This window comes from Longimicrobiales bacterium (assembly GCA_029245345.1).
In the GTDB taxonomy this organism is placed as follows: Bacteria; Gemmatimonadota; Gemmatimonadetes; order Longimicrobiales; family Gaopeijiaceae; genus CALFPJ01.
Genome location: JAQWPM010000022.1, coordinates 47965 through 61653, shown reverse-complemented (window position 1 = coordinate 61653; position 13689 = coordinate 47965). Strand labels below are relative to the sequence as shown.

Annotated in this window: 8 protein-coding genes; 4 read left to right on the top strand and 4 right to left on the bottom strand. The window is 60.3% G+C overall.

The features are described from left to right. Positions 1-38: 38 nt before the first annotated feature. Complete coding sequence (locus P8L30_14475; GenBank protein ID MDG2241406.1) at positions 39-731, bottom strand: hypothetical protein; 693 nt, start codon at positions 729-731, stop codon at positions 39-41. A gap of 532 nt (positions 732-1263) precedes the next feature. Next, a complete protein-coding gene (locus P8L30_14470) occupies positions 1264-1659 on the bottom strand; it encodes a RidA family protein (protein ID MDG2241405.1) in 396 nt (131 codons plus the stop codon). A gap of 308 nt (positions 1660-1967) precedes the next feature. Here P8L30_14470 and P8L30_14465 point away from each other — a divergent pair, with 308 nt between their 5' ends. Then, positions 1968-3116 carry a M42 family metallopeptidase gene (locus tag P8L30_14465; GenBank protein ID MDG2241404.1) on the top strand — a complete coding sequence of 383 codons (1149 nt, stop codon included), beginning with the start codon at positions 1968-1970 and terminating at the stop codon, positions 3114-3116. Positions 3117-3600: 484 nt separating this feature from the next. Here P8L30_14465 and P8L30_14460 read toward each other — a convergent pair whose 3' ends face one another. Both P8L30_14460 and P8L30_14455 read right to left on the bottom strand, forming a co-directional pair. Further along, the gene (locus P8L30_14460) at positions 3601-5640 is read right to left on the bottom strand and encodes a S9 family peptidase (protein MDG2241403.1); all 2040 of its coding nucleotides are present in this window, start codon (positions 5638-5640) and stop codon (positions 3601-3603) included. A 394-nt stretch (positions 5641-6034) separates the two neighbouring features. Continuing rightward, positions 6035-8095: a S9 family peptidase gene (locus tag P8L30_14455; protein ID MDG2241402.1), complete on the bottom strand. Its 2061-nt coding sequence runs from the start codon at positions 8093-8095 to the stop codon at positions 6035-6037. A gap of 573 nt (positions 8096-8668) precedes the next feature. On the opposite strand from P8L30_14455, the gene P8L30_14450 reads away from it, so the two are divergent. From P8L30_14450 to P8L30_14440, 3 genes are all read left to right on the top strand, one after another. Beyond that, complete coding sequence (locus P8L30_14450) at positions 8669-9637, top strand: proline iminopeptidase-family hydrolase (GenBank protein MDG2241401.1); 969 nt, start codon at positions 8669-8671, stop codon at positions 9635-9637. 293 nt (positions 9638-9930) lie between these two features. Next, complete coding sequence (locus tag P8L30_14445) at positions 9931-10491, top strand: hypothetical protein (protein ID MDG2241400.1); 561 nt, start codon at positions 9931-9933, stop codon at positions 10489-10491. 322 nt (positions 10492-10813) lie between these two features. After that, a complete protein-coding gene (locus tag P8L30_14440; protein ID MDG2241399.1) occupies positions 10814-13387 on the top strand; it encodes an ATP-binding protein in 2574 nt (857 codons plus the stop codon). Positions 13388-13689: the final 302 nt, after the last annotated feature.

The window sequence follows — 13689 nt, the reverse complement described above, 5'->3', positions numbered from 1 at the left end:
AGCGTCCTTCACAGGCTGTCGCACTTGTGGCTGGACACCTACTGAATGGACGCCGCCAATAGCTCCCGGATACCCATAGCCTCAGCGACGAGCGCCGCGTTCTCGGACACAGCGGCTCCCGTGTTTAGGCGAATGTTCCAGATGTGACCCCGATAGGTCCTGGACCGCATGAGGAAGTCGGCCACGCTGCTCCAGGATTCTATCGCACCGTCGGCCCTTGGATACTCTGCGTTCTCGGCGAACCATGGCAACAGCACGTTGTTGATGTAGCCGCGGGTATTATCCTCGGTATTGTTATGGTCGAGAAGGCTCCGCGGCCACGCCGCGAGAGCCGATCGGAGTTTGACTTGGCCTACATCCGCTAGTCTTCCGGATCCGAGCGCGCTTGCGAGGACCCCTCCCGGTGGATCGGTAGTGGTCCTCCTGTGAGCGGCCTCCACGAGAACCCAAACGGAGTCAGGCTCAGGGAATGGCGGACCCCCCTCCATGATCTGAATTAGCTGGTCGGCGGCGCGCTGCCTGTTGACGTGAACCGTCCCGGCTCGACCCAACTCCTCGCCGGCGGCCTCGAACTCTGCCTCAAGCGCTTGAAGAAGTTCAAGCTGCTCGGACTTGGCCTGCTTCCCTGCCCACCACGCCTCGATACCGAAGGCGAACAGGATCGACGCTACGATGACCGCGCCCTCCACGAAGACGCGCGCCCAAGGCACTTGCTTGAATGGCTGTCCCACCGCGCGCCCTCTCGTAGAGTCAAGTGATCTTGTCGCGACGCGAAGGTCTCAGACGTTATGGCGGAGTGCAAGCGACCGGAGTGCCGCCGAACAAGAGATTGCTGCTGTCGCGGGAAAGCGTAGAGGGTTCCGGGTCACTCGGCTTGCACCTCGCGATCCGTGGGAAGCATTGTAGTCGCGCAGCAGATTTCCGCAGTCGTTAAGCAGCTTCTCACATCCTAAAATAGGTCGGCTGCGGTCGCCTGACCGTGGACTGACCTATTTGCCGGAACAGGCCAGCGGAGATGCGCCTAAGCGTCGGTAATGTCGTAATATCGGATGCTCGGTGGTCCCGAGCACGCGGCAACCAACTGATCGAGTATGCCGGTCTCTTGACGCCATCCCAGGTAGTTCTCGAACGCGGCCTTCGTTTCCCACCGCGCGACGACGACGAGATTGTCCTTGTCATCCTGGCGCTATGAACGCGGTGCTTTTCAACTCAGGCCCGACGAGACGCACGGGCCAGTCGTGGCATCGAGCTCCTGCCGAAGCGTCATGCCACGGCGGTGGCTTCCAGCTCGATCATGAGCTCCGGTTCGAACAACCGGCTGACACCGAGAAGCGTGCACGCCGGCTTGCATCCGTCCTCGGCGTAGATCGGTACAAGCTCGCCGGCGGCTGCCATAAACGCGTCGACATCGGTGGTGTAGATGTTGAGACGGACAATGTTCGAGGGCGTCATGTCGGCGGCCGCGAGCGCGTCCTTGAGGTTTGACCAGGCCAGCTCAAATTGAGCGACGAGATCACCGGCGTGCACCGGAGCGCCATCGGCCGTGTTTGAGGTCTGGCCCGATAGGTAGAGCACACGCTGCCCACCGGTGACCTCGATGCCGTGGTTGATGTTGAATCCCTGTAGCCAGTCGGTCGGGTTGATCTCTCGTTTCTGCATGGCGCTCTTCTCGTGCAGGTGGGAATAGTTCGGAGACATTCGACAGCGGGCGCATCATTGGCGTGGGCCATTGTCCAGTCAAGTGGTCGGGGCCGTGGCCCTGTTCGCCGTCGACCAGATGGCCGAGAGCACATTTCTTTTAAAGGAGCCGTCCGTGGTGCGGAGCGGATGCCTAACAAGCGGTTGCGACTGACACGGGTTACTGTCGGGTCGCGTGCGTTTGCGCGCAGTCAACTAGCGTTGCCGCGCAGCAGAGTCGCGAGAGGGTACAAGGCTGCTGCTACGTTGAGCTACCCCGAGGAACTCAGATGAATCGATCTTGGATGTTTGTGCTTGCAGCTTCGCTCTTGGCGGCCCCCGCCTCCAGCCAGACGCTCGATGCGAGTGCCGAGCTGATGCGGACGCTGACAGAGGCACCGGGTCCGTCAGCCTTTGAAGAATCCGTTAGAGAGATTGTTGTCCGGGAGTTTGAGGACCTGGGCGCTGATATTCGGTTTGACGGTCTAGGGTCCGTGCTCGCCACGGTCCCGGGTGGGGCGGGTGGTCCTGTGGTCATGGTCACGGCGCATCTCGACGAAGTCGGGCTCATGGTGCAGTACATCACGCCAGATGGATTTATCCGGGTGAAGGCTCTCGGTGGCTGGCTCAGACAGGCCCTTCCGGATCAGCGGTGGACCATACTGGGGAGTGATGGTCCAGTGATGGGGATCAGCGGGATTCGGACCGTCCACGTCACGCCAGCCGCTCAACGTGAGCGCGTATGGGCGTTGGAGGAGATTTTCCTGGATGTGGGAGCGACGTCGAGAGACGAAGTCGAGGCGATGGGGGTGAGGCCAGGAGACGGTATCGCTCCGCTCAGTGACTTCGCCGTACTGGCCAACGAGCGTTACGCGGCGAAGGCGTGGGACGACCGCGTGGGCCTCGCAGTGATGCTGGTTGCAGCTAGACGGATCCGGGATGAAGGAATCCAAGTCCCTTCGGAGGTCGTCTGGGTGGCCACCACGCAGGAGGAGATCGGGTTGCGGGGGGCTCAAACTGCCGTCGCACTCGCTGAGCCAGAAATCGGAATTTCGATTGAGGCCGGGGTCGCGGCTGACTTCCCGGGAATCGGCCCGACCCAAGCTCAGGAGCGACTCGGAGGTGGGCCAGGAATGTTCCTGCTGGATAGCTCCATGATCCCCAACAGGAAGTTCCGTGACTTCATGTTCAGAATTGCCGACGAAACTGGTATTTCCCTTCAGCCCGATGTCCTGACCGGGTACGGGGAGGACGGCGCTGAGATCCAGCGCTTCGACTCAGGCCGCCCTTCTGTGAACATCACGGTACCCACGCGCTATCTCCATTCTCATACCGGCATCATACAGCGGTCGGATTTTGATGAGGCAGTTCAGTTGCTCATCGAGGTGCTCCAACGCCTCGATCAAGAGACTGTCCGAGAGTTGGGGAGCTTCCGTTAGTCCTCAGCTAGTCGAGTCAGCTTTCTAACAATCGGTTGCTGCTGGCACGAGCTCGCGGGTGGATATGTCAGGTAGGGTTTCGGGGTTTTTAGCAGGCAGGCAGGCCGTGCCGCACAGTCGCGAGACGTGAGCAACTGTGTCGGTGACTGATCTGGCCGAGGGCAGGACGGTACTCGGTCGATTCGGAGTGCCCGGCCTCACCTTGGCTGTGGTGGTTATTTAGGGAGTGATGGCCTACTCGGTATCACTCCGAGAGCGTGAGATCGGAATTCGACTTGCACCCGGCGCCGATCGGGGCGCGGTCCAGCGGCGGGTCTTCGGGGAGAGACTCTGGCTTGCCGTGACCGACACGGTGATTGGAATGGCCGCCGTGTTAGGCTCTGCGCCCCGATGAGGGCACTCGAAGAGCGACTGAACGAACGAAGGGGCTGGGCGGCGATGCCACCCAGCCCCCGTTCGGATCCGACTGCGGATCGAAACTGAATCAGTCCTGCGTGATGCCCCGTCCGCGAGAGTGCTTCGCGAACCACTCTCGCAGGAAGAGCTGGGTACGGAGGAAGTTCGACGGCGTACTCGACGTACCGTGCCATTCGTTGTTGAAGCGAACCATCGCCGTCTCTACACCCATGACCTTGAGCGCCGCGAAATACTCCTCGGTCTGAGGCATCGGCGTACGAAGGTCGTTGACGCCCGTCATGAGCATCGTAGGAGTCGTGACGTTCCCCACGTACATGAGCGGCGAGCGACGTAGGTGCTCACTCGGATCGTCCCAGGGGAGATTCTCGAAGTTCCGATACCATCCGATCCCGTCCGTCGTACCCACGAAAGACAGCCAGTTGATCACGGGGCAGTTTGCCGAAGCGGCTGCGAAACGATCGGTGTGCCCAACCACCCACGACGTAAGCACGCCACCACCGGAGCAGCCATAGACGAACATGTTCTCATCATCGATGTACCCACGGTCGATGACCAAGTCGACTCCGTTCATCAGGTCGTCGTAGTCTTTGCCCGGATACGCGTTCTTGATCGAGTTACCGAACGCACTTCCGTACCCGGAGCTGCCACGGGGGTTTGTGTAGAGTACTACGTATCCGTTCGCCGCATGCTCCTGCCAGGCGAAGTTGAAGCCGACGTTGTACATGCCGTGCGGTCCACCGTGGATCGACAGCATCATCGGGTACTTGCGGCTCGGATCGAAGTCCGGCGGCTTGACGATCCACCCCTCGATCTCGAAGCCATCGACCGACTCGTACTTGATCTCTTCGACGTCGCCGAATGTCACGCCAGCGAACACGTCGTCATTCACGTGTGTCAGCTGCGTCCGACGGTTCGGGTCGGAGAGACTGAAGGACACGATGTCGGACGGCAACTGTGGACTGGTGAGGGTGCCGACCGCTCGTCCATCAGCTGTGAACGAACTCAGTGCGAACATGTGGTTACCCGACGACAGCGCAGTCACGCCACCACCCGTCGAGACGAAGTGGATGTTCCGGTCCCCTTCAGCGCTGACCGTGAGGTACAGGCCGCTTCCATCGTGGGCCCACTGCATGCCATTGATGGAACGATCGAAGTCTCCCGAAATCAGGCGGGGATTCGAACCATCCATGTTCATGACGTACACGCCGGAATTCCGATACGTGTCGGTGTGGAAGTCGGCACCGCGATACGCGATCAGGTCACCCGTCGGAGACGGGATCGGACCGGAGTCCTGGCCATTCCGGGTCGTCAACTGACGGATCGTGCCATTCGCGACGTTCACCGCGTAGACCTCGGACTGACGCCAAGAGAGCTCGGAGTCTTCGGTACGCAGTGACGAGAACACCAACTCCGCTCCGTCGGGCGTCCATTCTCCTGTCGAGTGGTTCCAGTATCCGTCCGTGAGCTGCCGTGCGGTCCCACCCTCTGCGGGAACCACGAAAATGTGCCGCCAACCTTCGTCGACGAATCCGACACGGTCCTGACGATAGTCGGCCCGGGTGACGACCTTCGGTGGTTCGGTCCAGTTCGACCCCTCCGGTCGGCCGGGAGGGCTCACCGACCAAGCCTCTTCTCCGTCCATGGTCATCGTGAACGAAAGTGTGTTACCGTCGGGCGCCCAACGGATTCCGCCAGGAGCCTTCTGCAGTCGCGTGATTTGGCTCGAGGCACCTTCATCGTCCATCCAGCGAACGAAGATCTGGCTGCCTTCGGGCTCGCCTTCCGAGGTGTAGGCGATCCGAGTCCCGTCGGGAGACCAGATTGGACCGGAGCCGTCGACGAGGAAGCGAGCCCTCGAACCGTCGGCATTCATGATCCAGACTGACGACTCGCGGCGATCGTTCATCTTGTCGACCCAGCCACGGGTGTAGACGACCTGCGAGCCATCGGGCGAGATCTGAGGGTCGGATGCGCTCTCAAGATCGAGATACATCTCCAGGGAGATCGTCCTTATTCCGTCTGCCTGAGCGGACGCGAAGGACGGAGCCGCCAACACCAAGGCGATCGCCAGGACCGCGGCAGCGAAGGGTTGCATGCGTTGCGACATCGCAGCACCTCGTTTCGTGGGTGAAAACATTTCAATTCAAATCGTGTGACTAAGCTACGGTCGCCGGGCGAACACGCCAGCGTTGGAAGCGTCGCAAACGCCCTACGAGTGGCGTATGGGGTTCGAAGTTGAACGCGAGAATGCCATGGAGGAGTTGGGTGGCATACCGGGCACTACCCAAGTCGCAGCGTTTGTCTGTCTTTGGCCGCGTCATAGCCAGCCCATCGGCCCTTCATTGAAGAGCTATATCGAGCATGGTTGTCCCATCCAGAGCGATTGCCGTGGCTCTGAGGGTCTCGGGGCGATGTTCACGCTTCAAGCGTGAACGGCTCTGGCCCTCCTAGGCTGTGTGCGGCAAGCTGCAGGGTCATGGCTTGACCAGGGGACGGGTCCGTCAGTCGCTGATTGGCCGGCCGGCGCCCCGAACGTGGGTGTCGTACCAGGCCAGGTAGCGCTCGTATCGGTCGACCTGGTACGAGGGCACGCGGATCCCATGACTCTGTCCCGGATACACGACGAGCTGTGTCTCGATTCCACGCCGGCGTAGTGCCTGGTATAACTGCTCGGAGTTCAGGATGGGGACGTTCCAGTCGTCCTCACCCCCCATGACCAGGGTCGGGGTCTCGATGTCCTCGACCCGGTTGAACGGACTCAGTCGCTCCCAGTTGTCACGGTTGTCGTCTTCCCATGGGAGCCCCAGTTCAGCCTCCCACTGCCGCTGGTAGTGATCGTGCCCGTAGTTGGAGATGTAAAGCACCTCGCTCGCACCCGTGATTGCGCCTTGGAAGCGATCGGTCTGGGTGATCACGTAATTCGTGAGGATCCCGCCGTACGACCACCCGCCCACGCCGAGGCGATCCGGATCTGCCCAGCCCTCGGAGATCACGTGGTCCACGCCGGCCATCACGTCTTGGAAGTCTGGCGTGCCCCAGTTCGCCCATAGTTGGGCCGAGAAGTCCTGGCCGTATCCGGACGATCCGCGCGGATTTACACGGACAACCAGGTAGCCCTTGGACGCGAAGAGTTGAGATTCGAACTGGAACGCATGGCTGTACTGCGATACCGGACCGCCGTGGATGCGAAGCAGAGTCGGGTACCGACGTCCTTCGGCGAAGTCCGGGGGAAAGGTCACGAAGCCCTCGACTTCGGTTCCGTCGGCGGACTGAAACTGAATGGTACGGGTCTCCGCGATGCGGACCGTGGAAAGAAAATCTGAATTGTGCGTGGTCACTGGATCCAGCGCCGCGGTCTCACCGGGCGCCGTGCCAGAGATCCAGTCCCCGGAGCCGAGGGTCGCGGCTCGATAGATTTCCCCAGGCCGGTCCAGATAGCTGACGGATGCGGCGAAAGTCTCACCCGCCCAGTCGAACGCACCCGCGCTGAGAGGGCCCGAGATCGGTCGCTCCAGGCCTGACCCGTCGGGTCGGATCCGTGCGATGTGATTTTCTCCGGAGTCCTCGAGTCGGAACCAGATCCATTCGCCGTTCGCGGAGAAGCGGGGCTGGCTCACGTTCCGATCGAGCGCAGTCGTCAGCAATCGAGCCTCACCGCCGTTTGAAGAGATCACCGCGAGGTGCGTGGTTGCGTACCAGATCAGGTCGGGACGAACGCCGGTCGTGTAGGTGAGCCAACGCCCATCGGGGCTCCACGCCGGAGATCCGTCCGAGCCCAGATTGGTCGTCACCCGGGTCGGCGAATCGGTTGGTTCAGAAAGATCTGCCGACACGGTCCACACGTCGGAGTTTTCATTCGCGTCCGGCTCGTCCGTCCGGTTAGAGGTGAACGCGATTTGGGTGCCGTCGGGGCTCCAGACACCCAGAGATTCATCCCAGGGCCCGGTAGTGAGTTGCCGCAGGGTTTTGGTCTCGAGGTCGTAGACGTACAGGTGTGTGTGCCGGTTGCCTGTGAGATACCCTGTGTTGTCGCGCTTGAACTGCAGGCGGTCAATCACCCACGGTTCCTGGGGTGCGTTCGCCTTTTCATCTTCCTTTTCGTCTTCTTTGTCGCGTACCGTTAGCAGTAGCCGGGTGCCGTCCGGAGACCAGCGGTAGCCGGAGATGCCTTGTGAGACATCGGTGAGCGGGAACCCCTCACCACCTCGTCGGTCGAGCGCCCAGACCTGCGTCTCACCCTCGTCACGAGATGCGGTGAACGAGAAGTAGCGGCCATCCGGGCTCCAGCCCGGCGAGCCGGCAGACTTGCCCGGAGCCGTCAGTCCGACCGCTTCTCCTCCTGTTGAAGGCGACATGAAAATGCGAGTGAAGGCCCGCTCTTCTTCGAGCGATGTGCGCGAGACCGTATATGCAATCCAGTCGCCCTCCGGGCTGACCACTGGTGCTCCTACCGAGCGAGTCAGAAACATGTCGGTCGGCTCGATCGGACGAAGATCCTGCGCAAGCAGTGGAGAGGAGAAGATCACCCCCAGGAGAGCGGCGGACACGACCTTGCAGGTCATCGGAGTCGTGGGCCGGAGCGGCTTTAGAGCGAGGTTGGACATGAGATGCGGTGTTATGGGGACACGGTGGGCAGAGCCGACAGACAGGACAGGTGCAGGGTGGGACGGGCGTCGGGCGGGTCCACATCACTACGCAGAGTGCCTTCAAGGCGATCGCGAGGGTGTGCAACATCCGAGTGGGCCCGGTGGCGGGCAAGTAAGAGTCCGGCCCAGAGCCACCAACCTTTTGCAATCAGGACACTTTTTGCATGGAGGAATTCGGGCGGATGCACGTTGTTCGATCGGGGCCAGACATCACGAACAGCGTGTGTCAGGGGGATGCCGTGCCGGCCTATTGGAGCGTCCCCTGAGCCGCGGGCTCAGACTATTGGGTCAGATCCCGACAGCCATTCGGGTGCGCCGGCACAGTCCCCGAAAAAATCGCAGAGCGCGTGACGGGGTAACCGCGCTATGTGACGAGCGATTGTTACTGACACGGGTTGCGTAGGCGGCAGGTCAGGTGGCTCTTGTGCTTTGTCACGAGGTCGCCCGTGCAGCAGAATCGAAAGACGTTCGGCTCAGTCAGGAGGCATAGTGAAGCACCGAAGAAAATTTGCTGCGTGTGGGACGTTCCTTGCGGTCGCCCTGTACTCGGCTGGCTGTGGCCCACCCGCAGGGCTGCCCGACGATGGGTTCGTCGACGTCACGGGTGGACGAATCGCATTCCGCGTCATGGGCGACGGAGCCGGGGTGCCTGTGCTGGTCATTCACGGCGGTCCGGGGAGTTCCAGTTGCATCTATCCCTCGACGTTGACTGGCATGGCCGAGGAACGGCCGGTCATCATGTACGACCAATTGGGGACAGGTCACTCAGAGCGGATAACCGACTTGGAGCGCTACGCGGTTCTTCCGAGGTTCGTTGAGGAGGTTACAGCTCTTCGCGCCGAACTCGGGTTGGAGGAGCTTCATATTTTGGGCCATTCTTGGGGTGCCACCGTCGCCTTGGAATACCTGCTCACAGCCTCACCAACCGGAGTGCTGTCAGTCACTCTAGTGGGCCCACTGGTCGGAACGGATCGTTGGCTTCGAGATGCGAATGACCTGGTGGCGGAACTCTCGGTTGAGGCTCAGGCCGCGGTCCGTGCTGCCGTGGATTCTGGAGACTTCGCGACTGCAGCCTTTGAGGCAGCGAACACAGAGTTCATGGGTCAGTTCGGCATCCGGAATCCCGATGCATACGCGGGTATTCAAGAGTGCGCGCTCAGACCACCAGGAGACTCAGGGTTGTACGAGTACATGTGGGGTCCTTCGGAGTTCGTCTCAACGGGCACTCTGCGAGACTACGATCGAATCGACCGGCTTCCGGAGCTAACCCTGCCGGTTCTGTTCCTGGTCGGCGAATATGATGAGGCCCGACCAGAGACGGTCCGGGAGTTTCAGGCCATGGTACCTGGGTCCATCGTAAGGGTGATCCCGGACGCTGGGCACGTGAGCAATGTCGATCAACCCGAGTTGTTCAATGCCGCCGTGAACGAATTCTTGGCGGGAGTCGAGCGTCGGTAACCCACGAGCGAGACTCCGCTCAACAAGCGAGTGGGGCCGCCCCTGGAGAAGGGGTAGGCACCGCTACGCGCTTGTGGACGGGCTGGCCGTGCAGCACAAACCACGAGACATCAGGCATCCAGCGGAGGACACGTTGCACTATGAGGAGAGACTTCACGCATTGGGTGGCGAGGGGCGCCCTAGTACTGCCGATGTTGTGTGTCTTTCCGGCATCTGGCTCGAGTCAATCTGTCTCCTGTAGCCTGTCGGCAGGGGACACCGGATCGTTCGTCGGCAGCTGTAAATTCTCGACCGTGACACGCCGGATCGAACTGTCGCGACCTGCGGATGCTAGCGACGCACTCTGGGTGGGAACCGTGGAGGGTGCGACTGGATCGACTCCCGTTGAGATCGCCACCTACCAATACTCGTCAGGCCCCCGGCTTATCGTCCGGACCGGCCTTTGGCATGTGCTTGGCGAGCTCTCAGTCTCCGACCAAGGCCTGCGACTCGCTTGGGACGAAGGCATCGAGGCGCCTCCCTCGCAGACCGATCTCGACATTTTCCATACAGCCCGTGACTTGCTGAACGAAGAAGCGCGTTGGGATCGTGAGGATGACCGAAATTGTGAGAACGATACATCTCTTATCAGCCTTTATTGCGCACTCGCTCGGGCTACTGCTGGAGCGATGGGACGCTACCAACACCGCCAGCCGGCGATGCAGGCTGTGCGGCGCGTGATCGCGGCGGAGTGGCCTGACCGGGTCGTGGACCATCGACTCATGAACTTCAACAACGATCCACGCACCACACTTGCTGACGTCCACCGATTGTTCGAGCTCGCTGAGGAGTCTCTACTGAGAACGATTGACTAGGACCGCTGGAAGCCGAACAAGCGGTTGCTACCGACACGGGCCTCCCGGCCGGGTGACACTCAAGTGCCGAAGCGGGTCTGACGGCGACGAAAATATTCGGACAGACATGTGTCGTCACTCTAGGGTTTCCGACTCTTGAGTCCCCACATGAGCCGAATCACCCTGCCTTGTACGTCCAGCATTTGACGCTCATGGTGTGCGCCTGTCGGACCATGGCGTGCGAAGGTACAGATGTTCTGGAGCCGGAAACTGCGCCCCAGGAGTCGAGCGTTACTGCTATTATTCCAGTTGACTCGCCTCGACGGTGAAGAAGAGAGTTCAAATGCTGGAGTCCATTATGGCTGCACCCATATCTGGCTCGATCGCAAATCGTCTCCGATTGCTCGCGCTTGCTGTGGCATTTCCTCCGCTCTTATTGCTCGGTGTAGCCGGCTTCGACCAATATTATTCGACGCTGGAGGCCGCTCGACGCAGCGCACTCGGAATCACCGACGCTGTCTCTGTTACGGTCACTAACTTCTTTGAAGTTCTCGCGGAACAGTTGAGTGCCGACGCATTCGCCTTGTCCACGTACTATCTCAGTGGCTCCGATCTGGAATCGTGCTCGACTGACCTTGAGCAGATCCAGTTGAAGTATGCTTATGCGAGCGGACTCGCTGTCGTGGATTCGCAAGGTGACGTTCTGTGCGATTACCCTGCCGGGAGCTTGCCGGCGCGGGTCACGCCGCTGAGTCAGATGGGGCCGACACCAGTGGAAGGCAGACTGCAAACGGGCCCCGTATCGCAGCTGGTCACGGGTGGCTCTTGGTTGCTGCCTGTCGCCGTGCCCTTGCTCGAAACTGTGACACGCGAAGGCCTGACCTTGCAGGTCTGGCTGAACCTTGACGCTGTGTCTGAGCGTCTACTCCCGGAAGCCGAGTACCTTTCCCTTGTGACCGTGGCGTCCCCGAACAGCGTCGTTGTCTTTCGCTCGCAGGACCGTGAACGCATTGGTTCACATGTCCCAGTCCAGAATAGACGGGGAACGGTTGAGATCCAACCGGGAAGGTCTGTTACTGCAGGACCAGACCTGACGGGCACCCAACGTTACTGGGGTCAAGTAAGCACTCCCACTGGGTGGAGCGTCTACACGGGCATCACACAATATCAGGCATTTGGTGCTCTCGCCGAGCGAGGCTACGTGGCCTTCTTTCTGAGCCTCCTAATCGTTCTTATTGTGGTTGTGGCGACCGCGATGGGCTATCGGCGCTTGACCCAGATGCTTGAGCGGGAGGTCCGTCTGGTTGAGGCGGATGTCGGCGACTGGGCCGAGCTCCAGGAAAAGAGGAACATTCCCTCAGAGTTAGCCCCACTAATGAAGGTTCTTGGTGGGATGGTCCAGGCGAAGGACGTGGCTCGACTCGTGGAGGTGCGAGGTCGTGAGCGTTTTGAGCAGATCCTGGCAAGCGTCGAGTTTGGAGTCGCCGTTACCAGCTTGGACGGGAAGCTTGTCTACGCGAACGAATATACGCGCTCACTTTTCCATCTGGGCGATGCCGATGTTCTGGATGTCGAAGATTTCTACCACGATGCTAGTGAGCGCGCTGAGGTTCTAAAGGAGATTGAGCTCACGGGAAGGGTACGACCCCGTGATCTCGAAATGAGCCGGCCTGACGGGGTTCAGGTGCAGCTCCGCATGTCCGGGGTGATCATGCCCGTCGATGGCGAAGGGCCGTGCATGCATTCCGTGTTGATGGACGTAACGGGATGGAGGCGTGCCGAAGAAGCCCTGAGGCAGTCGCAAAAAATGGAGGCAATCGGTCATTTGGCGGGCGGTATCGCCCACGACTTCAACAACGTCCTGATGACTGTGCTCGGTAATGCGGAAATTTTGAAGGAGTCCTTTGAGCCAGGTAGCCCTCACCAGGCACAGGTGAAGCTGATACTGGATGCGGCTGACGGGGCTAGATCTGTAACACGTAGGCTCTTGCGCTTTAGCCGCCCGAGTGCCGGAGATGTCTCAAGGTCCGATGTGGTTCAGGTTGTTCGAAATACGACGGATATGATGCGATCCGGACTTCCGAGTCATATCCAGATCGTGCTCGACCTCAGCGCCGAACCGTGCTATGCGGACCTAGACCCGAGGGAGTTCGCGCAGGCGCTGGTCAACCTCATTCTCAATGCACGTGATGCAATGGAGGAACGAGGCGAGATCAACATCTTCTGTGGGGTGGAGCCGTCTGAGGTCGACCCTTCTCGTACAGAAGTTGTCGTGCGCGTTACGGATGAGGGTGTCGGAATAGATTCGGAAAATCTCAAGCAGGTGTTCGATCCGTTCTTTACGACGAAGCCACTTGGAGAGGGAACAGGGCTTGGCCTCTCATCGGTTTATACGCTGTTGCAACAGGCCGGGGGGACCGTAGACATCACCAGTGAGGTGGGTCGTGGGACGACGGTTATTGCAAGGGTGCCCGAGTCCGCCGGCGGACTCGTAAGTGATACTCCAGGTCGTCTTGCACCCAATCCGGATTCCCCTGCCGTGATCGTGGTCGTCGACGACACCGCGATGGTACTGAAGTCCGTTTCGTCCATGCTCACGCGGAGCGGTTACGAGGTGCATGCGGCGGGAAGTGCTGATGCGGCCGTCGAGATCTTTCGATCACTGAATTACGAAGTCGACCTGCTTCTGACGGATGTCGTCATGCCTGGGATGGACGGATGGGAACTGGCTTCCGTTATCGGGGAAGCCGCACCGCACATCCCTGTTCTCTTCATGTCAGGCTTCGTGCAAGATCCGACAATGAGCGCACAATTTCTGGAGAAGCCGGGATTGGTCATAGAAAAGCCTTTCGTTCGTGAAACTCTTCTGGATCGCGTCACTTCGTTGATCACGGAGGCGCGTTCAGCGCGAGACTGAATCGAGCTCGCGTTGGGACTGATTGAGATCAATTCCATCCGGAAGTCGTAGCACCGAGGGCAGGGCTAGGCCAAGAAAAGCCGCTCCAGAGTAACGGAGCGTTCAGGGCCGTACTCCTCGATGTCGTGCTGCGATTGCGTCCTGTTCACGTGGCGGGCTATCACGACGACTAGGAGTACGACTGCGGGCAATACGGCTACCAATGCCATCTCCCGTTTGAAGGGAGTGGAGGCTCATCTAACGAATTGTGGACCGAAATGTTGGCTCATGGGCGTCGTTGCTTTGACCGGCTATGCCGTCGC

Bases quoted from the DNA above. Each gene is read 5' to 3' on its own strand.
- P8L30_14470 (MDG2241405.1), bottom strand. From the start codon at position 1,659: ATGCAGAAACGAGAGATCAACCCGACCGACTGGCTACAGGGATTCAAC.
- P8L30_14465 (MDG2241404.1), top strand. From the start codon at position 1,968: ATGAATCGATCTTGGATGTTTGTGCTTGCAGCTTCGCTCTTGGCGGCC.
- P8L30_14460 (MDG2241403.1), bottom strand. From the start codon at position 5,640: ATGTCGCAACGCATGCAACCCTTCGCTGCCGCGGTCCTGGCGATCGCC.
- P8L30_14455 (MDG2241402.1), bottom strand. From the start codon at position 8,095: ATGACCTGCAAGGTCGTGTCCGCCGCTCTCCTGGGGGTGATCTTCTCC.
- P8L30_14440 (MDG2241399.1), top strand. From the start codon at position 10,814: ATGCTGGAGTCCATTATGGCTGCACCCATATCTGGCTCGATCGCAAAT.